Source organism: Polymorphospora sp. NPDC051019 (genome assembly GCF_040683055.1).
GTDB lineage: Bacteria > Actinomycetota > Actinomycetes > Mycobacteriales > Micromonosporaceae > Polymorphospora > Polymorphospora lycopeni.
In genome coordinates this window covers 330,126-348,680 of record NZ_JBFBCH010000004.1, presented here as the reverse complement: position 1 = coordinate 348,680, position 18,555 = coordinate 330,126, and the positions used below count along the sequence as shown (strand labels likewise).

Annotated in this window: 18 protein-coding genes; 6 read left to right on the top strand and 12 right to left on the bottom strand. The window is 72.6% G+C overall.

What is annotated here, in order from left to right; genetic code table 11:
* Nucleotides 1-36: 36 nt before the first annotated feature.
* From AB0M79_RS10705 to AB0M79_RS10675, 7 genes are all read right to left on the bottom strand, one after another.
* Nucleotides 37-1,563 (bottom strand): NADH-quinone oxidoreductase subunit M, encoded by a 1,527-nt coding sequence (locus AB0M79_RS10705; RefSeq protein ID WP_364210743.1) that lies wholly within the window; start codon nucleotides 1,561-1,563, stop codon nucleotides 37-39.
* On the bottom strand, nucleotides 1,563-3,449 hold the full coding sequence (locus AB0M79_RS10700; RefSeq protein ID WP_364211002.1) for an NADH-quinone oxidoreductase subunit L: 1,887 nt from the start codon (nucleotides 3,447-3,449) through the stop codon (nucleotides 1,563-1,565). Before AB0M79_RS10700 ends, AB0M79_RS10705 begins: the two co-directional genes overlap by 1 nt.
* Nucleotides 3,446-3,823 (bottom strand): NADH-quinone oxidoreductase subunit NuoK, encoded by a 378-nt coding sequence (gene nuoK, locus AB0M79_RS10695; RefSeq protein ID WP_364210740.1) that lies wholly within the window; start codon nucleotides 3,821-3,823, stop codon nucleotides 3,446-3,448. The genes AB0M79_RS10700 and nuoK overlap by 4 nt, the downstream gene beginning before the upstream one ends.
* Nucleotides 3,820-4,338 (bottom strand): NADH-quinone oxidoreductase subunit J, encoded by a 519-nt coding sequence (locus AB0M79_RS10690; RefSeq protein ID WP_364210737.1) that lies wholly within the window; start codon nucleotides 4,336-4,338, stop codon nucleotides 3,820-3,822. Before AB0M79_RS10690 ends, nuoK begins: the two co-directional genes overlap by 4 nt.
* A 13-nt stretch (nucleotides 4,339-4,351) precedes the next feature.
* Nucleotides 4,352-4,888 (bottom strand): 4Fe-4S binding protein, encoded by a 537-nt coding sequence (locus AB0M79_RS10685; protein WP_364210999.1) that lies wholly within the window; start codon nucleotides 4,886-4,888, stop codon nucleotides 4,352-4,354.
* Nucleotides 4,889-5,030: 142 nt separating this feature from the next.
* Nucleotides 5,031-5,990 (bottom strand): complex I subunit 1 family protein, encoded by a 960-nt coding sequence (locus tag AB0M79_RS10680; RefSeq protein WP_357536491.1) that lies wholly within the window; start codon nucleotides 5,988-5,990, stop codon nucleotides 5,031-5,033.
* Nucleotides 5,990-6,616 (bottom strand): NADH-quinone oxidoreductase subunit C, encoded by a 627-nt coding sequence (locus AB0M79_RS10675; RefSeq protein ID WP_364210734.1) that lies wholly within the window; start codon nucleotides 6,614-6,616, stop codon nucleotides 5,990-5,992. The genes AB0M79_RS10680 and AB0M79_RS10675 overlap by 1 nt, the downstream gene beginning before the upstream one ends.
* Before the next feature lie 103 nt (nucleotides 6,617-6,719).
* On the opposite strand from AB0M79_RS10675, the gene AB0M79_RS10670 reads away from it, so the two are divergent.
* Nucleotides 6,720-7,772, top strand: coding sequence for a glucose 1-dehydrogenase (locus AB0M79_RS10670; protein WP_364210731.1), 1,053 nt, complete (start codon nucleotides 6,720-6,722; stop codon nucleotides 7,770-7,772).
* 50 nt (nucleotides 7,773-7,822) lie between these two features.
* Here AB0M79_RS10670 and AB0M79_RS10665 read toward each other — a convergent pair whose 3' ends face one another.
* Together AB0M79_RS10665 and AB0M79_RS10660 are read right to left on the bottom strand one after the other, a co-directional pair.
* A complete protein-coding gene (locus AB0M79_RS10665) occupies nucleotides 7,823-9,133 on the bottom strand; it encodes a DUF2252 domain-containing protein (protein ID WP_364210728.1) in 1,311 nt (436 codons plus the stop codon).
* Between the two features lie 29 nt (nucleotides 9,134-9,162).
* Nucleotides 9,163-9,708 (bottom strand): NADH-quinone oxidoreductase subunit B family protein, encoded by a 546-nt coding sequence (locus tag AB0M79_RS10660; RefSeq protein ID WP_357536499.1) that lies wholly within the window; start codon nucleotides 9,706-9,708, stop codon nucleotides 9,163-9,165.
* Nucleotides 9,709-9,860: 152 nt separating this feature from the next.
* On the opposite strand from AB0M79_RS10660, the gene AB0M79_RS10655 reads away from it, so the two are divergent.
* From AB0M79_RS10655 to AB0M79_RS10645, 3 genes are all read left to right on the top strand, one after another.
* Nucleotides 9,861-10,427 (top strand): SigE family RNA polymerase sigma factor, encoded by a 567-nt coding sequence (locus AB0M79_RS10655; RefSeq protein WP_364210725.1) that lies wholly within the window; start codon nucleotides 9,861-9,863, stop codon nucleotides 10,425-10,427.
* Nucleotides 10,420-11,637, top strand: a complete 1,218-nt coding sequence (locus tag AB0M79_RS10650) for a hypothetical protein (RefSeq protein ID WP_364210722.1) — start codon at nucleotides 10,420-10,422, stop codon at nucleotides 11,635-11,637. Before AB0M79_RS10655 ends, AB0M79_RS10650 begins: the two co-directional genes overlap by 8 nt.
* 268 nt (nucleotides 11,638-11,905) lie before the next feature.
* Entirely contained in the window at nucleotides 11,906-12,592 is a 687-nt protein-coding gene (locus AB0M79_RS10645; protein ID WP_364210719.1) for a hypothetical protein, read from the top strand.
* A 45-nt stretch (nucleotides 12,593-12,637) separates the two neighbouring features.
* On the opposite strand, the gene AB0M79_RS10640 is transcribed toward AB0M79_RS10645, so the two are convergent.
* The 3 genes from AB0M79_RS10640 to AB0M79_RS10630 form a co-directional block, all read right to left on the bottom strand.
* Nucleotides 12,638-14,140 (bottom strand): aminotransferase class V-fold PLP-dependent enzyme, encoded by a 1,503-nt coding sequence (locus AB0M79_RS10640; protein WP_364210716.1) that lies wholly within the window; start codon nucleotides 14,138-14,140, stop codon nucleotides 12,638-12,640.
* Nucleotides 14,141-14,171: 31 nt separating this feature from the next.
* Entirely contained in the window at nucleotides 14,172-15,566 is a 1,395-nt protein-coding gene (locus AB0M79_RS10635; RefSeq protein WP_364210713.1) for an MFS transporter, read from the bottom strand.
* A 227-nt stretch (nucleotides 15,567-15,793) separates the two neighbouring features.
* Nucleotides 15,794-16,102 (bottom strand): MGMT family protein, encoded by a 309-nt coding sequence (locus AB0M79_RS10630; protein ID WP_364210710.1) that lies wholly within the window; start codon nucleotides 16,100-16,102, stop codon nucleotides 15,794-15,796.
* A 61-nt stretch (nucleotides 16,103-16,163) separates the two neighbouring features.
* Here AB0M79_RS10630 and proB point away from each other — a divergent pair, with 61 nt between their 5' ends.
* Entirely contained in the window at nucleotides 16,164-17,273 is a 1,110-nt protein-coding gene (gene proB, locus AB0M79_RS10625) for a glutamate 5-kinase (RefSeq protein WP_364210707.1), read from the top strand.
* A 22-nt stretch (nucleotides 17,274-17,295) separates the two neighbouring features.
* A complete protein-coding gene (locus AB0M79_RS10620) occupies nucleotides 17,296-18,540 on the top strand; it encodes a glutamate-5-semialdehyde dehydrogenase (protein WP_364210704.1) in 1,245 nt (414 codons plus the stop codon).
* Nucleotides 18,541-18,555 lie beyond the last annotated feature (15 nt).

Here is an 18,555-nt window from a genome sequence, read left to right as displayed (position 1 = left end):
CGACTGCGGGGCTCCGCTGCGCTGCACTCCTCGCGCTCACCGATCGAGCACCCCCGTCAACGCCTCCACCGGGGCGCCGGCAAAGCCGATCACCAGGGCGGGTACCAGGCCGACGGCCAGCGCCAGGACGATCAGCGGGGACCAGGCGACCAGCTCACCCGCCCCGAACCGGCTGGCCGGAGCGGCGGCGACGACCGGACTGGCCGGGCCGTGGGTGAGCCGGCGCAGCAGCCGCAGGAAGTAGGCGGCGGTCAGCGCGCCGCCGACCGCCGCGACCACCGCCAGCGTCGTCCACAGCGGGCCGCCCCGTTGCAGCGCAGCGACCACCGCGAACGCCTCGCCCCAGAAACCGGCCAGCCCGGGAAGGCCGAGCGACGCGACGGCGGCGAACGCGAACAGGCCGGACAACGCCGGCATCCGCTCCCGCAGACCACCCAACTCGGTCAGGCTGCCGGTGTGCAGCCGGTCCTTGATCGCGCCGGCCAGGAAGAACAGCAGCCCGGTGATGACGCCGTGCGCGACGTTGCCGATCAACGCCGCCTCGATACCGGTCGCGGTCAGGGTCGCCACGCCCAGCAGCACGAAGCCCATGTGACCGACGCTGGAATAGGCGATGAGCCGCTTCAGGTCGGTCTGCCGCAGACACACCAGCGAACCGACGACGACCGCGGCCACGGCGAGGACGCCGAGCACCGGTGCCGCCCACCGGGCGCCCTCCGGCGCGACCCCGACCGCGACCCGGATGATGCCGTACGTGCCCATCTTGAGCAGGACCCCGGCGAGGATCACGCTGCCGACGGTCGGTGCCTGGGTGTGCGCGTCGGGCAGCCACGTGTGCAGCGGCCACAGCGGACTCTTAACCGCGAACGCGACCGCGAGCAGCACGAACGCGGCGAGCTGGGTGGTCCGCGACAGGTTGCCCCCGCCGGTGAGCGCCACGATGTCGGCGGTGCCGGCGGCGGAGACGACGGTGACCACCCCGACCAGCAGCAGCACCGAGCCGAAGAGCGTGTAGAGGACGAACTTGCGGGCCGCCCGGCCCCGGTCATCGCCGCCCCAGCCGGCGATGACCACGAACATCGGCAGCAGTACGACCTCGAAGAAGACGAAGAAGAGGACCAGGTCGAGGGCGAGGAAGGTGCCGACGATCCCGACCTCGATCACCAGCAGCAGGGCGACCAGGTATCCGCCGGGTCCGCCGGCCGGGACGTGCCGGATCGAGTACGCGCAGCAGAGCAGCGTCAGCAGCGTGGTGAGGACAACCAGCGGGTAGGAGATCCCGTCCACCCCGAGATGGAACCGAAGGTCGAGCCCGGGTACCCAGGTGAGGTCCAATTCGTGCCAGGGCAGGATGCCCGGGCCGGCCGTCGCCGCCTGGTACCGGAACCATCCCCGGTCACCGGTCCCGTAGAGCGACAGGCTGACCAGGAAGGCGATCGCGGCCACGACGGTGGCGACGATCCGGGCCGCCCGGTCGGCGCGCCGGGTGAGCCCGGCGACGGCTACGGCACCTACGGCGGGTATGGCGAGGACCGCAACCAGCGTCACCTGACCGGTCGTCATCACAGCACTCCCAGGGTCGCGGCGGCCACGGCGACGAGCAGTGCGCCGACCAGGACCGCGGACGCGGCCCGGGGCAACCCGGCCCGGTGCAGCACCGCCAGGCCCCGGCCGAGTGCCACGGTCGCCCGCCCGGTGCCCGTGACGGTGCCGTCGACCGCGGTCTCGTCCGTGCGGCGGGCGGCCCGGGCCAGTGCGACGACCGGCCGTACGACCACGGCCCGCTGGAGCGCGTCCAGCCCGAACGCGGCGGCGAACACCCGCCGGGCCGGGCCGAGCGCGGTCGCGGGGTCGGCGGCCGTGTCGCGCCGCCACAGCAGCCACGCGCCGACCCCGCCGACCAGCAGCGCGGCCAGCGGCAGCGCCACCTCGGGGCCGAGGTGCATGAGGTTGGTGTGGGCCGGCAGCAGGTCGGACGGGTGTTCGGCGGTCGCCGGTGGCAGCAGCCGGCCGGCGAGCCAGTCGGTGTATCCGGCCAGCCCCAGCAGCGCGCTCGGCACCACCAGCAGCAGGACCGGACCGGCCATCGCGGCCGGCGGTTCGTGGGCGGTCCGGGCCCCCGACGAGCGGGGTGCGCCGAAGAACGTACGCAGCCACAGCCGGGTGGCGTACCAGGCGGTGATCGCCACGGTCACCAGCCCCACGGCGTAGACCAGTGGCGGCAGCCAGCCTGCCCCGGCGGACGAGGCGGCGTGCAGGACCGCCTCCTTGCTCCAGAACCCGGCCAGCGGGGGCAGCCCGACCAGGGCGGCCAGCCCGGCCGTCATCGACCAGAAGGTCGCCGGCATACGGCGCCGCAGCCCGCCCATCTCGCCCATCGAGTTGCTGCCGACGGCGTGGATCACCGAGCCGGCGGCGAGGAACAGCAGTGCCTTGAAGGCGGCGTGGGTGAGCAGGTGGAACAGGGCCGCGCCGGTCGCGCCGACCGCGAGCGCGCCGGCCATGTAGCCGATCTGCGACACCGTCGACCAGGCGAGGACCCGTTTGATGTCGTCCTGCGCGGTCGCGGCGAGGCCGCCGAGCACGATGGTGACCACGGCGAGCACGCCGAGCACCAGCAGCGCCGGATCACCGGCGGCGAAGACCGGGTCGAGGCGGGTCACCACGTAGATCCCGGCGGCCACCATCGTCGCCGCGTGGATCAGCGCCGAGATCGGCGTCGGGCCGGCCATCGCGTCCGGCAGCCAGGTGTGCAGCGGGAAGAGGGCGCTCTTGCCGGCTACGCCGGCGAGCAGCAGCAGCGCGGCGGCGGTCAGCGTGCCGCCGCCGATCTCGCCCGAGCCGACCGCGGCCAGCACGTCGGAGATCCGGAAGCTGCCGGCGGCGATGCCCAGCAGCGCGATGCCGAGCAGGAATCCGACGTCGCCGACCCGGGTCACCAGGAACGCCTTGACCGCGGCTGCCGGCGCCGCCGGCAGCCGACGGTCGTGGCCGATCAGCAGGTAGGAGCAGATGCCCATCACCTCCCAGCCGACCAGCAGCAGGATGAGGTCACCGGCGACGACCACGATCAGCATCGCGGCCGTGAAGAGGCTGACCTGGGCGGCGTACGGGGCGTAGCGGCTGTCGTCGTGCAGGTAGCCGACCGAATAGACCTGCACCGCCAGCGCGACCACGGTCACCGCCAGCGCGACCAGGGCCGCGGCGCCGTCGAGGCGGATGCCCAGGGTGACGGTGAGCCCGCCGAACTCGACCCAGCGGGTGCTCGCCTCGACCGGGCCGTCGACGGTCACGGCGAGGCCGACCGCCACCAGCAGCGCCAGCGCCGACCCGCCGATGCCGAGCGCGGCGGCGGCCGTACGCGCCCCGCGGGGCAGCAGCAGGCCGACGGCGGCCGCCAGCAGCGGGGCCAGCGGCAGCAGTGGGCCGAGCGTCTCCGGCGCCATCAGGACACCGCCGCCCGGCCCGGGTCGGCGAGCGCCGTCGAGCCCTCGTCGGCGGCCGGGGCGAGGCCCGGTGCGGTGTCGAGGCGTACGTCGTCGACCGAGACGGTGGCCCGCAGACGGTAGAGCTGCAACACGATCGCCAGGCCGACACCTATCTCGGCGGCGGCGATCACGATGATGAACAGCGCGAAGGTCTGGCCGGTGTGCGGCAGCGCGGCCCGCACGGTGGTGTCGGCGGTGATCAGGAGCAGGTTGACCGCGTTGAGCATCAACTCGACCGCCATCAGCACCAGGATCGCGTTACGGCGGCGCAGTACGCCGTAGACACCGATGCCGAAGAGCAGGGCGGCCACGACGTACGGGATGACAGGTCTCACCGGCGCTCCTCCCCGCCCCGGGCGCCGATGTCGTGCCGGGAGATGACGATGGCACCGACCAGTGCGGACAGCAGGAGCACCGACAGCAGCTCGAACGGCAGCACCCACGAGCCGAAGATCCCGGTGCCCAGCCGCTCGGCGGTGCCCGGCTCCGGCAGCTCCACCACCGACCAGCGGAAGGCGTCGACGAGCAGGGCCGACAGGCCGAGGCCGGTCCCGGCGCCGATCAGCACGGCCGGCCAGCCGGGGCGGTCGAGGTCGTCGGAGGCGCCGATCGGGGCCCGGGTCAGCATCACGGCGAACAGCAGCAGCACCACGACCGCGCCGACGTAGATCAGCACCTGCACCCAGGCGACGAGTTCGGCGGTCAGCACGAGGTAGAGGCCGGCGACCGCGCCGAGGCACACCACGAGGTAGAGACCGGCGCGGACCAGGTGCCGGGTGGTCACCACCAGCAGCCCGGCGCCCACCGCCACCAGCCCGAGCGCGATCAGCAACACATCCGCCCCGGTCATGCGCAGGGCCCGGTCATGACGGATCGGCGGTGCCGGTGGGCCGCTGCGGACGTACCCGGGGGGTGGCCGGACCGCCCGCGGCCCGGCCGGGCGCGGGGCCGCCGGCGGCCTTGCGGGCCGCGGTGGCCTCCTCTTTGGAGGGTTCGCCGTTCGGGTCGTGGGCCGGCGGCGGCGGGACGGTGGCCATCCACCCGCCGAGATGGTCCTTGTCGTGCAGGAGATCCCGGATGTCGTATTCGGCGTATTCGAACTCCGGCGACCAGTAGAGGGCGTCGAAGGGGCAGACCTCGACGCAGATCCCGCAGTACATGCACAGCGAGAAGTCGATGTCGAACCGGTCGAGGACGTTGCGCTGCCGGGCCCGGGCCGCCCCCGGCACCACGACCTCCTCCTTGTGCGAGTCGATGTAGATGCACCAGTCCGGACACTCCCGGGCGCAGAGCATGCAGACCGTGCAGTTCTCCTCGAGCAGGGCGATCACACCCCGGCTGCGGGGCGGCAGGTCCGGCTCGACGTCTGGATACTGCTGGGTGCCGGCCCGGCGGGTCATCGTCTTGAGCGTGACCGCGAGCCCTTTGGCCAGTCCCTCACCGGGCACGCTCACGGCGTCACCCCGCTCATGCCGCCACCTCGCTGTGCATGGCCCACATCCTCCCCCTTCGTCCCGCCGTACGCGAGCACCCCGGGCCGCCTCAGAGGGCGACCCGGACCGCGGCGGTCAGCACCAGTTGGCCCAGCGCGACCGGCACCAGCACCAGCCAGCACAGCCGTTGCAACTGGTCTTCGCGCAGGCGGGGATAACTGACCCGCACCCAGATGATCACGAATGACACCGCGAAGACCTTGACCAGCGTCCACAGCCAACCGAGCTGGTCGTCGAACGGGCCCTGCCACCCGCCGAGGAACAGCACGGTGGTCAGCGCGGCGATGACCACGATGCCGACGTATTCGGCGAGCAGGAAGAACGCGAACCGCAGCCCGGTGTATTCGGTCAGGTAGCCGAAGACCAGCTCGGAATCGGCGATCGGCATGTCGAACGGCGGCCGGCGGATCTCCGCGAGCCCGGCCACGAAGAAGACGAACAGCGCCGGTGCCTGCCACAGCAGCCACCACGGCCGCCACGCCTCGACGATGCCGGGCAGCGACAGCGTGCCGGCCGCCATCGCCACGCTGGCCGCGGCCAGCACCAGCGGAAGCTCGTAGCCGAGCAGTTGCGCGGCGCCGCGCAGCCCGCCGAGCAGGCTGTATTTGTTGGCCGACGCCCACGCCGACATCAGCACCGCGACCACCCCGATGCCGACGACGGCCAGCACGAAGAAGAGTCCGATGTCGAGCGGCTGGGCGACCAGGTCGTCGGGGCCGAGCGGGATGACCAGCAGCACCAGCAGGTAGGGCACCAGTGCCACGACCGGTGCGAGCCGGAACACCGGCCCGTCGGCCGCGCGCGGCGTGACGTCCTCCTTCTGCACGAACTTGACCCCGTCGGCGACGAGCTGCGCCCAGCCGTGGAAGCCGCCGGCGTACATCGGACCGAGCCGGCCCTGCATGTGCGCCATCACCTTGTGCTCGACCTGGCCGACGATCAGCGGCAGGGCGAGGAAGGCGACGACCACACCGACGATCCGGATGGCCAGTTCCACCCACAGCGGCATCAGGAGTCCCCGTCCGGGTCGGTCGCCGAGGGCTGCCGCCGGTTGGGCCCCCACTCGGCCGGATCGGGCACGCCGGGCGGCCGCACCGGTGCCCGCCGGCCCCCACCGGCCTCGGACTCGCCGGGCTCCTTCGCCCCCGGCCACGCCTTGGCGACCCGCGCGGCGAGCACGAACTCCTTGCGGAGCGGATGCCCCTCGAACTCCGGGGGCAGCAGCAGGGGCGCGAGATCGGGATGGCCGGTGAAGCCGACGCCGAACATCTCGTGCGTCTCCCGCTCGTGCCACGCCGCACCCGGGAAGAGATCCACGACGGACCGCGCGGCGGCCGCGTCGCGGGGCAGCCGGGCCCGCAGCAGTACGCCGTGCCGGTGGCCGGTCGACCACAGGTGCACGACCAGGGTGAAGCCGTCGGGCAGCTCGTCGACGGCCGACAGCCAGTCGAAGAAGTCGAGGGCCAGTTCGGTGTCGTCGCGGGCCGACCGGACGGCCGCGTGCCAGTCTTCCGGCGGCACGTCGACGGTGGCCCGGGCGTAGGGTCCGCCACCGGACACGCTGACCGCGACGTCGCCGATGCCGGCGGCCCCGCACACCGCGGCCAGCCGCGCACCGACCTCTTCGGGCGTCATGCCCGCGATCCTATGGTGGTCGGGCGCCGCCGCGAAGCCCTGAGCTGCCGGGCCGGCGGCGTTTCCGGTGTGCCGCGGCCCGGGCCGGGCGACAATGGCGTCCGTGTACGCAGTCACCGTGATACCCGGCACAGCGGACTCGCTCCGGCTGGTCGACAACTTCCCGGAACCATCCCCGCAGGAGGGCCCGGTCCTGGTCGAGACGCTGTCGGTCGGGATCTGCGGCACCGACCGGGAGATCATCGACGGTGCGTTCGGCGAGGCCCCGCCGGGCAGCGACACCCTCGTCCTCGGCCACGAGTCGCTGGGCCGGGTGATCGAGGACCCGACCGGGCAGCTGCGCGCCGGTGACCTGATCGCCGGGATCGTGCGCCATCCCGACCCGGTGCCGTGCCCGAACTGTGCCGCCCGGGAGTGGGACATGTGCCGCAACGGGCTCTACACCGAACACGGGATCAAGGCCCGGCAGGGGTTCGCCCGGGAGCGGTGGCGGACCCAGCCCGAGTTCGCCGTACCGCTCGCGCCGGGCCTCGCCGAGGTCGGGGTGCTGCTCGAACCGGCGAGCGTGGTGGCCAAGGGATGGGAGCACGTCGACCGGATCGGTGCCCGGTCGGTGTGGCGGCCACGCCGGGTGCTGGTCACCGGCGCCGGCCCCATCGGTCTGCTCGCCGCGCTGCTCGGCCAGCAACGCGGGCTGGAGGTGCACGTACTCGACCGGGCCGAGGTGGGGCACAAGCCGGCGCTGGTCGACCGGCTCGGTGCGACGTACCACGCCGGACCGGTCATGGCGCTGGACTTCGAGCCGGACATCGTGCTCGAGTGCACCGGCGCGCCGACCGTCGTCATCGACGTGATGGACAAGGTGGGCCGCAACGGCATCGTCTGCCTCACCGGCGTGTCCACCGGCGGGCGGACCATCGAGATCGACGCGGGTGCGCTGAACCACTCGCTGGTCCTGGAGAACAACGTCGTCTTCGGCTCGGTGAACGCCAACCGCCGGCACTGGTTGCAGGCCGCGGAGGCGCTGGCCCGGGCCGACGTCGGCTGGCTCGCCGGGCTGATCACCCGCCGCGAGGACCTCGACCACTACGCCGAGGCGTACGAGGGGCAGCCGGACGACATCAAGGTCGTGCTGGAGTTTCCCGCCGCCCGTTGACCCACCGCGACCCGTGCCGGCCCCGGGCGGCCGGCACGGGTCGCGGGCGTTCAGAGTCCCGGGAACCGGCCGTTGCGGAAGAGATCGACGAAGATCTGGTGGTCCTCGCGGGCCCGCAGGCCGTACGAGTGGGCGAACTCGACCAGGTGCGGGACGAACACGGCCTCGTCCTTGTCGACCGCGGCGACGATCGCCTCCTCGGTCGAGTAGTCGACCAGGTCGTGGCTGGACTCGTCGTCGGCCACCGAGTGCATCCGGGCGACCGCCCGGCCGAGGTCGGCGACCACCGCGGCCAGGTCTTCCGGCTCGTTGACGTCGGCCCAGTCGAGGTCGGCCGCGTACGGCGACACCTCGGCCACGAGCTGCCCGACGCCGCCCAGCTCGGTGAACCCGACCCACGGGTCGGCGTGCGCCTGCAACGCCCGCTGCGACTCGGCCGTCCGGTGGCCCTGGTGGCGGAAGTAGCCACGGACCCGTTCGTCGTCGATGTGGCGGGCCACCGCCGGCACCTGGGCCTGCTTCATGTAGATGATGACGTCGTTCTCCAGCGCCTGCGTGCTGCCCTCCAGCAGCAGGTTGTAGGACGGCAGGCCGGCCGAGCCGATGCCCACCCCCTTGCGCAGCACGATGTCCTTGATGTGGGTGGCGACCGGGCGCAGCGTGGCGCCCGACGCCGGCAGCGTGCCGAGGTAGCGGTGGTACGCGTAGGCGACCTGCTCCCAGGTCTCGTCGTCGATCTCGAAGACGCCGTCGCCGATGGCGAACCGCCGCTCGTAGTTGTCGATCGTGGTCTGCTCGCGCAGCAGGTCGACGCGGGTGTTCAGCCGGGCCTGCTGGAGCACCGTACGCAGCACCCCGTCGGCGTTCGCCAGCGTGATCGAGCCGATCGCGTCGTCGCCGCCGGTGGCGATCGCCCGCAGTTCGGTCAGGTAGGAGGTGGCGAACCGGGTCACCAGGTCGGTGATCACGTCGTCGGACAGCGCCTTGGCGTAGCCGATCAGCGCCACGCTCGCCACGAACCGCTTCAGGTCCCAGGAGAACGGGCCGACGTACGCCTCGTCGAAGTCGTTGACGTTGAAGACCAGCTCACCGGAGCTGTTCATGTAGGTGCCGAAGTTCTCGGCGTGCAGGTCGCCGTGGATCCAGACCCGGCTGGTCCGCCCGTCGAGGAAGCGGTCGTCGGCGAAGTCGCCGGTCAGGTCGGCGTAGAAGACGGACGCGCTGCCCCGGTAGAACGCGAACGGCGAGGCGGCCATCTTGCGGAACTTGCGCCGGAACGCCGCCGGATCGAGGGCGATCAGCTCCCCGAACTCGGCGATCAGCACCTCGACGAGGCGTTCGGCGCGTTGCTCAGTCGTCATGCCCGGCAGGCTAGCCGCCGGGAGCCAGCCTAGGTGGCCGGCGGACGTACGGGGGCCGCGGTGAGCGCGGCGGTGTCGGCGGGCGACGCGAGCGGGTCGGGTCGGGACACGCCGCCGGGCCCGGACTGCTCGGCGGCGATCTTCTCCTGGAGACGCAGGATGCCGTGCAGCAGCGCCTCCGGCCGGGGCGGGCAGCCCGGCACGTAGACATCGACCGGGATGATCTGGTCGACTCCCTTGGTCACCGAGTACGAGTCCCAGTACGGCCCGCCGCAGTTGGAGCAGGCGCCGAACGAGATGACGTACTTCGGCTCCGGCATCTGGTCGTAGAGACGCTTGATCGCCGGGGCCATCTTGTCGGTGACGGTGCCCGAGACCACCATCAGATCGGCCTGGCGCGGCCCGTGCGCGAACGGGATCACCCCGAGCCGCATGAAGTCGTGCCGGGACATGCTGGCCGCGATGAACTCGATCGCGCAGCAGGCGAGCCCGAAGTTGAAGACCCAGAGCGAGTATCGGCGGCCCCAGTTCAGCACGAACCGGATCGGCTCACCCAGCACCGCGGGCAGTTGCACGTCGCCCCCTCTCGGCTACGCCGGCTCCTCGGTCGGCCAACCGACAGTGAACCACAGTCCGCCGGCACCGGACGTGCGCAACCTTCGCCTCGGACGGGACGTGTTACCAGCAATCTGGGACGCGCGCCCGAAGGGCCACGGGGGAGGACAAAGTGACGGTGACGATAGATCCGCGCCTCGACGAGCCACCAGGCGAACCGGACCGTGCCGAACCAGCGGCAGCCGAGACCGACGCGATCGGGTTCGACGAGTTCTACCACGCCCACTACCGAGCACTGACCGTGCAGATGTACGCCTACACCAACGACCTCGGCCAGGCCCAGGAACTCGTACAGGAGGCGTTCTGCCGGGCATTCGCCCGCTGGGACAAGGTCATCCGGTACGACGACCCGCTCGCCTGGGTACGCCGGGTCGCCTGGAACCTCGCCACCAGCCGGTGGCGCCGACTACGCACCGCACAGGCGTTCCTGCGCCGGCAACGCACCGAAGAACACGTACCCGAGCCCAGCCCGGACCGGGTCGTACTGGCCGCCGCCCTCGCCCAACTACCACCAAAACACCGCCGGGCCATCCTCCTGCACTACCTCGCCGACCTCACCATCGCCGAGATCGCCCACCAGGAAGGAGTCGCCGACGGAACGGTCAAATCCTGGCTGCACCGCGGCCGCACCGCCCTCGCCACCCAACTCACCGAGCGTAAGGAGGAGAACCATGGCTGACCACGACGACCTTGACCTGGAACGTGAGTTCGCTGCCTTCCGCAACGAAGTCCTCCCCCGGGTGACGGCGGCGGGCCCGACCGCCGTACGCGCCAGGGTGCGGCAGCACCGACGCCGCGTCGCCGTCACCACCGGCTCCGTGCTGGCCCTGCTCCTGGTCGCGGGCCCGATAGCGGGCTACGCCACCCTCAAACGGGACTCGGCGCCCAAGCCCGAACCCGCGGTCACCGTCGACCCGACCGCTCCGCCCACGACCCTGCCCGGCCCGTCGCCCAGCCCATCGGCCTCGGCCCCGGCCTCGGTCAGCCCGAGCGCCGGCGTACCGGACGGGCGGATCAGCCTGGCGGACCTGCTCGCCACCCGGGTCGACCTGCCGCCCTGGCCCGGCGGCTCCTGCCGGACGAACCAGGCGCGGCTGGCCGAGAACGACCCGCGCCCGCCGGCCACCGCGCTGCGCGACATCCGGTACGGCGACGTCGACCGCGACGGGGCACAGGAGACACTGGTGATCCTGCGCTGCAACGACGGCCAACCCGGGCCGGAACAGGTGGTCGCCTTCGACCGGGACGCCACTGGCCGGATCGTCACGATGGGACAGGTCGCGGCCACCGGCCAGCGGGGCATCGAACACATTCCAGGTATCAACCCCCATCCGGACGGCAGGATCCTGGTGCTGGTGTCCGACCACCGGGACTGCTGCGGCTACATACCTGACCTGATCCAGAACCAGTGGCGAACCTACGAGTTCAACGGCGCCGGATTCGTCCAGACCGCCGGCGAGACCGAGTTCGGGCCGAACCCGCTTCTCACCGACCTGCAGGTCACCGCGACCGATGTGCAGTTCACCGAGCAGCCGGGCGACATGATGCGGCACGGCACGGTCACCGTGACGGTCCGCAACGCCGGACCGGCCAACGCGAACGGCGTCCGCCTCCGCTTCGACTGGGACACCGGGGTGACCCTGTTCGCGGAGGGCGGTGGCTGGTCGACCTGCACCGGCCGCGGCGACCCGGTCGGCATCACTCCGGCGGAGAATCCGGTCTGCGAGTTCGGCCTGCTGCGGGCCGGCCAGCAGCGGACCTTCGTCCTGGGCATCAGCTACAACAAGGACTGGGCGGCGGCCGGCACCGGCACCGCCGTGGTCGAGCGGACCAACGAGCTGCCCGACCGCAGGCCGGCCGACAACCAGGCCCCATTCGCCTACCGCTGACGGCACGCCGAGCGCGGTCCGGCCGGGCGCCGTCCGGCCGGACACCATCCCACGGCAGCTGGGCCGTTTCAGCAGGCCGACAGCAGTCGCGGGAAGACGGTACGAGACAGTTAGGGAGGACCGACATGGCAGCCATCGACCACGAACCCACCCCCCGTCGACCTCCCAGGCGCGGCTGGCGGCCAAGGGATCAGGATCGCCCACCAACGTCCTGCTCGGAGTCGAGTACGGCGACGTCGACCGGGACGGGGCGACCGAGACACTGGTGATGCTGCGGTGCAACCTGGGCGAGCCCGGTCCGGCCCAGGTGGTCGCCTTCGACCGGAACGCCTCCGGGGTCATCGTCACCCTGGGTCGGGTCGTCGGCACCGGGGAGCGCGGCGTGCAGAACATGTTCGCGATCGATCCGCAGAGGAACGGCTCGATCCGGGTGCAGGTCGGCGACCACGGCGGATGCTGCAACTATCCGGAGGACTGGATCCAGCGGCAGTGGCGGACGTACTCGTTCGGCAACGGCCAGTTCCGCCAGACCGGTGGCCCGACGTCCTTCGGCCCGCACCCGCAGAGCGCCGACCTACGGATCAGCGTCACCGACGTGACCGTCGTCGACGGTTCGGACCCCACGACCCAGCGCGCCACCGTCAAGGTCACGATCCGTAACACCGGCCCGCGCGACGTGGACGAGGTGCACCTCAACCTGTACACGGTCGGTGGGTCGATGTTGGACGCGACGGGAACGGGCTGGTCCTCCTGCACAGGGCGCGACGGCAGGGGCGCCAAGGACCCGACCTGCGTTTTCGGCCCGCTACGCGCCGGCCAGCAGCGGACGATGGTGCTGGGCATCGGCTACCTCAAGCAGTCGGTGGGCGACACCGCGATGGCCACCGTACGGCGCGTCGACCACGCGCCCGACCGCAACGAGAACGACAACTTCACGCGGTTCAGCCTCCGCTGAATCACCGCGGAACGGGGGTGATGGCCGCCGGGAAACCGGCGGCCATCAGCGGTACGTGGGCCGTTGCAGCAGGCCGACGAACTCGATCAGCAGGCGTTCGCGCATCCGGGGCGGGGCGACGTTGAGCACGGTGTTCACCACCGCCGACCGGTCCGGCAACGCGGCCCCCGCCTGCGGATCGCCGAAGCCGAGGCCGAGCCCGCCGGCGAGCCCTTCGACCAGTTCCGCGGTCAACTGCTCCGGGGCGAGGGCGCCGAGCAGGGCGGCCACCTCGTCGGGCAGCCGTACCGGACCGTGATCCCGCGCGGCGGTGGCGGCGGCTTCCAGGGCCGGCCCGAACTCGGCCACCCGCGGCGCGACCGCGGCGGTCACCGTCAGGTGGATGGAGGCGGGCAGGTCGCCGTACGCCATCTGGGGTTGGGTGTGCCAGCCACGGACGGTGAGTTCGTCGGCGAGGACGAACAGGTCCAGCGCCGGGTCATCGGACGTGAAGGCGACCACCGTGGACTCGGGTTCGGCCATCAGCCGCAGTCCGTCGACCTTGGTGACGGCGGCGGCGAGGCCGCGTACGGCGTCCAGGGTCCGGCCGGCCAGCGCCAGGTAGCCGTCGTCGCCGATGTGTCGCAGGGTCGCGTACGCGGCGGCGATCGGGCCGCCGGACCGGGTCGACGAGATCACCGGATTGATCATCGTGTAGCCGGGCCAGTCGGCGAACGCGAAGTACTGCGGTGCCCGCAGCGCGGCGTCGCGGTGCAGCAGGACCGAGACCCCCTTGGGGCAGTACGCGTACTTGTGCAGGTCGACCGAGATCGAGGTGACGCCGGGTACGGAGAAGTCGAACGCCGGCCCGTCGACGCCGAGCCGGCGCAGGTAGGGCAGCGTCCAGCCGCCGAAGCAGGCGTCGACGTGGCAGCGTACGCCGGCCGCCGCCGCGACGGACGCGATCTCGGTGACCGGGTCGACGACGCCGTGCGCGTACGACGGCGCCGAGCAGGCGACGAGCACGGTGTCGGGGCCGATCGCGGCGGCGACGGCGGCCGGATCGGGGCGCAGCGTGGTCGCCGACACCGGCACCAGATCCAGGGCGACGCCAAGGTAGTGGGCCGCCTTCGCGAACGCGGCGTGCGCGCTGACCGGGATCACCAGCCGGGGCGTGGCCACCTCGGGCCGGGCGTCGCGGGCCGCCTTCACGGCCAGGATCAGCGACTCGGTGCCGCCGCCCGTGACGCTGCCGACAGCATCGGGCGCGGACGTGCCCGGGCCACCGCCGAGCACCGACGCGGCGGCGCCGACCAGGGTGTTCTCCATCGCCAGCAGCGACGGGAACGCGGTCGGATCGAGGCCGTTGACGTGCGCCGACAGCGCGTACGCGGACATCGCCAGGTCGTCGAGGCCGGGAACGGCCGGGTCGTAGACGTAGGCGAACAGCCGGCCGCCGTGCGTGGGCCGGTCGGCGGACCGCAGCGCCCGGATCTCGTCGAGGACCTGGTCCGCCGGTACGCCCCGCGCCGGCAACGCCCACGCCACGCGATCATCCCGCTCGCTCATGCCGTCCACTCACTCCGCTCGCTCATGTCGATCACGCTACCGGCTCGGCGGGTCGTGCCTGGTCAACCGGCTTTGTCGGGCCAGCGGCGGCGAGGCGCTGCGGGGTGAGGTCGTAGCCGCGCAGCAGCAGCACCGCCAGCCCGACCGCCAGCGCCGGCAGGACGGTGAAGCCGAGCAGCACCCCGAGCCGGGCGGTGTCGGACTGCGCGGCGGCGACCCCGGTGTCCGACGACACGTAGCCGAACAGTTGCAGCACCAACGCGAACACGCCGGGGCCGAGGGCCAGGCCGAACGTCTCCCCCGCCGTCCACAGGCCGGTGAACACCCCCGCCTGGCGGCGGCCGGTTCGCGCGGTGTCGTACGCGATGCAGTCCGGCAGCATCGCCAGGGCGAAGACCTGCTGGCCGGCGTACCCGCAGCCGATCACCGCGACCAGCAGGTAGACGACCACGGCCGGCAGCACCGGCGCGGCGACCAGCAGCAGCGCCGCGACGGCAAAGAGCAGCGACGCGGCGACGAACGCCCGCAGCTTGCCGAGCCGCGCGCCGACCCGGCTCCACACCGGCATGACCAGCAGCGCCGGGCCGACGAAGCAGGCGAAGAGCACGGTCGGCCCGGTGTCCGGGCTGTCCAGGATCTGGCCGGCGAAGTACGCGACGCCGGCAAGGACCGTGCCGATGCCGACGGACTGGACGACGAAGCAGATCAGCAGCGCCCGGAACGGCCGGTTGCCGGTGGCGACGGCGAGCTGGGCGCGCAGGCTCGGCTCGCTCTCCTGCACGGCACCGGTCGGGGCGCCCCGGGTGCCGAAGAAGACGCCGAGGGTGCCGATCACGATCAGCGCCCCGACGAACAGGCCCATCAGGCGATGTCCGGCGATCCCGTTGCCGCCGGCGGTGACCACGGCCGGCGCGACCGCCCCGGAGACCAGGATGGCCAGCGCCAGTACGGCGATCCGCCAGGTCATCAGCCGGGTGCGTTCGCTGTACGAGTCGGTCAGCTCGGCCGGCATGGCGACGTACGGCACCTGGAAGAACGCGAACGCGGTGGCGGTGAGGAGGAAGGCGACGGCGACGTACCCGCCGGCCGCCGGGCCGTTGCCGAACGGCGCGGCGAAGATCGCGGCGAACAGCACGGCCAGGGCCAGCCCACCGACCAGCAGGTATGGCCGCCGGGCGCCCCACCGGGTGCGGGTGCGGTCGGAGATGCGGCCGGCGACGGGGTTGACCAGTACGTCCCACGCCTTCGGCAGGACCACGAGCAGGCCGGCGAGCCCGGCGGCGATGCCGAGCGTGTCGGTCAGGTACGGCAGCAGCAACAGCCCGGGGACGGTGCCGAACGCACCGGTCACCAGCGAGCCGAGGGCGTACCCGCCGTGCACCCGGCGGGGCAGCCCGCCACCCGATGCCGTGCCACCCGATGCCACACCGCCACCGGCCGGGCTACCGCTCCCACCGCCGGTCCCGGCGCCGGTCCCACCGCCGCTTCCGACGCCGGTCCCGGCGCCCCGGACATGAGACGCATTCATGAATCGGCATGCTAGCCGGCACCGGTCCCGCTGGACAGCGTCCGGCCGGCCATGATCCGGGTGATCAGGGAGCCCGTCGTGCGGCGCGCCGACGACACGCCGGACTTACTCCCTGATCACGCGGATCAAGGGGTGGGGTACCAGGAGGAGGCGCGCATGTCGACCTTCAGGCCGTTCAGGCGGGCGCCCTCGCCGATCAGGCGGGCGGCGGCCTCGGCCTCGTGGCCCGGCGGGAGCCGGCCGCCGGCGCCGACCACCCGGTGCCACGGCACGCCGGAGCCGTGCCGGGACATGATCCCGCCGACGAGTCGCGCCGACGTCCGCCCGGACCGGTCGGACAGGTAGTCGGCGATCGCGCCGTACGTCATCACCCGACCCGGCGGGATGCGCTCGACGAGCGTCAGGACCTCTTCGACGTACTCCTCAGGCGTCACGACCCGCCACGATATGGGAGCCGCGACGCCCGCGCGCACCCGAACCGCGCAGAATGGGCGGGTGCGCGAAGCAGTCCTGTCAGCACGGCGGATCGTGGTCAAGGTCGGTTCGTCGTCACTGACCACCGCCCTCGGCGGACTCGACACCGGCCGGGTCGACGCCCTCACCGACGTACTCGCCGGGCTGGCCGGAGGCGGCCGGGAGGTCGTACTCGTCTCGTCCGGCGCCATCGCCGCCGGCCTGGCCCCGCTCGGGCTGCCCCGCCGGCCACGCGACCTCGCCACCCAGCAGGCCGCCGCCAGCGTCGGGCAGGGGCTGCTGATCGGCCACTACACGGCCAGCTTCGGCCGGCACGGCCGGACCGTCGGCCAGGTGCTGCTCACCGTCGACGACGTCACCCGGCGGGCGCACTACCGCAACGCCTACCGGACCCTGCGCAAGCTGCTCGACCTGCGGGCCATCCCGATCGTCAACGAGAACGACACGGTCGCCACCGACGAGATCCGGTTCGGCGACAACGACCGGCTCGCCGCCCTGGTCGCCGCCCTGGTCGACGCCGACCTGCTGGTCCTGCTCTCCGACGTGGACGCCCTCTACACCGGCGACCCGGCCCGGCCGGAGAGCCGGCGGATCGACGAGGTACGTACCGACGCCGACCTCGCCGGGGTGGCGGTGGGCCGGGCCGGGCGGGCCGGCGTCGGCACCGGCGGCATGGTCACCAAGGTCGAGGCGGCGAAGATCGCCACCGGGTTCGGCATCCCGGTCGTGCTCACCGCCGCACCGCTGGCCGCACCGGCACTGGCCGGCGAGCCGGTCGGCACGTTCTTCCACCGGATGCCGAAACGCCCGGCCGCCCGGCTGTTCTGGCTCGCCCACGCCACCTCGCCGCGTGGCCGGCTGCACCTGGACCCGGGCGCCGTGCAGGCGGTGGTCAACCGCCGCAAGTCGCTGCTGCCCGCCGGAATCACCTCGGTCGACGGCACCTTCACCGCCGGTGACCCGGTCGACCTGGTCGACGCGGCCGGCTCCCCGGTGGCCCGCGGGCTGGTCAACTACGACGCGGTGGAGCTGCCCGGACTGCTCGGCCGGTCCACGGTCGAACTCGCCGCGACGCTCGGCCCCGGATACGAACGAGAGGTCGTCCACCGCGACGACCTGGTACTGCTGTGACGGCTACCGTGCTGGAGGAATCATGAGCGTCATCGAACAGGCGCGCCGGGCCCGCGAGGCGGCCGCCGAACTGGCGACCGCGCCCCGCAAGGTCAAGGACGCGGCGCTGCACGCGATGGCCGACGCGCTGGTCGCCCGTACGGAAGAGATCGTGACCGCGAACGCCGGTGACATCGAGGCGGGCCGCGCGGCCGGCCTGTCGACGGCGATCATCGACCGGTTGACGCTGACCGGGACCCGGATCGCCGCGATCGCCGAGGCGCTGCGCGAGATGGCGGCGCTGCCCGACCCGGTCGGCGAGGTGGTCCGCGGCTCGACCCTGCCCAACGGGCTCGAACTGCGCCAGATCCGGGTGCCGTTCGGCGTCGTCGGCATCATCTACGAGGCGCGACCGAACGTGACCGCCGACGCCGCCGGCATCTGCCTGAAGTCGGGCAACGCGGCCCTGCTCCGTGGATCGTCGTCGGCCGCCAACTCCAACGCCGCCATCGTGTCGGTGCTGCGCGCGGCGGTCGCCGACACCGGCCTGCCCGCCGACGCGATCCAGTTGCTGGACAGTTCGTCCCGCGACTCGGTCAAGGAGCTGATGCGGGCCCGCGGGCTCGTCGACGTACTCATCCCGCGCGGCGGCGCGTCACTGATCAGGACGGTGGTCGAGGAGTCGACGGTTCCGGTGATCGAGACCGGGGTCGGCAACTGCCACGTGTACGTCGACGCGGACGCCGACCTCGACAAGGCACTGGCCGTGGTGCTCAACGCCAAGACGCAGCGGCTGTCGACCTGCAACACCGCCGAGTCGCTGCTGGTGCACGCGGCGGTCGCCGACGCGTTCCTGCCCCGGGTGCTGGCCGCGTTCGCGCAGGCCGGGGTGACCGTGCACGGCACCCCCGAGGTCGCCGCGTACTCCCCCGACGTGGTGCCCGCCACCGACGAGGACTTCGGCACCGAATACCTGTCCGCCGACATCTCGGCCGCCGTCGTACCGTCGCTGTCGGACGCGGTCGCCCACGTCCGCCGGTACGGCACCGGGCACACCGAGGCGATCGTGACCGACTCGACGACGGCGGCCCGCGAGTTCGTGGCCCGGGTCGACGCGGCGGCGGTGATGGTCAACGCCTCGACCCGCTTCACCGACGGTGGCGAGTTCGGGTTCGGCGCCGAGATCGGCATCTCGACCCAGAAGCTGCACGCCCGCGGCCCGATGGGCCTGCCCGAGCTGACCTCGACCAAGTACGTCGTCACCGGCGACGGCCACGTCCGCACCTGACCGGGGTCCGGCGCC

Excerpts from the sequence above, each read along its gene's own strand:
- AB0M79_RS10650 (WP_364210722.1), top strand. The coding sequence starts at position 10,420 with ATGGCTGACCACGACGACCTTGACCTGGAACGTGAGTTCGCTGCCTTC.
- AB0M79_RS10640 (WP_364210716.1), bottom strand. The coding sequence starts at position 14,140 with ATGAGCGAGCGGGATGATCGCGTGGCGTGGGCGTTGCCGGCGCGGGGC.
- AB0M79_RS10665 (WP_364210728.1), bottom strand. The coding sequence starts at position 9,133 with ATGACGACTGAGCAACGCGCCGAACGCCTCGTCGAGGTGCTGATCGCC.
- AB0M79_RS10645 (WP_364210719.1), top strand. The coding sequence starts at position 11,906 with ATGCTGCGGTGCAACCTGGGCGAGCCCGGTCCGGCCCAGGTGGTCGCC.
- AB0M79_RS10680 (WP_357536491.1), bottom strand. The coding sequence starts at position 5,990 with ATGCCGCTGTGGGTGGAACTGGCCATCCGGATCGTCGGTGTGGTCGTC.
- AB0M79_RS10620 (WP_364210704.1), top strand. The coding sequence starts at position 17,296 with ATGAGCGTCATCGAACAGGCGCGCCGGGCCCGCGAGGCGGCCGCCGAA.
- AB0M79_RS10690 (WP_364210737.1), bottom strand. The coding sequence starts at position 4,338 with ATGACCGGGGCGGATGTGTTGCTGATCGCGCTCGGGCTGGTGGCGGTG.
- AB0M79_RS10685 (WP_364210999.1), bottom strand. The coding sequence starts at position 4,888 with ATGACCCGCCGGGCCGGCACCCAGCAGTATCCAGACGTCGAGCCGGAC.
- AB0M79_RS10705 (WP_364210743.1), bottom strand. The coding sequence starts at position 1,563 with ATGACGACCGGTCAGGTGACGCTGGTTGCGGTCCTCGCCATACCCGCC.
- AB0M79_RS10675 (WP_364210734.1), bottom strand. The coding sequence starts at position 6,616 with ATGACGCCCGAAGAGGTCGGTGCGCGGCTGGCCGCGGTGTGCGGGGCC.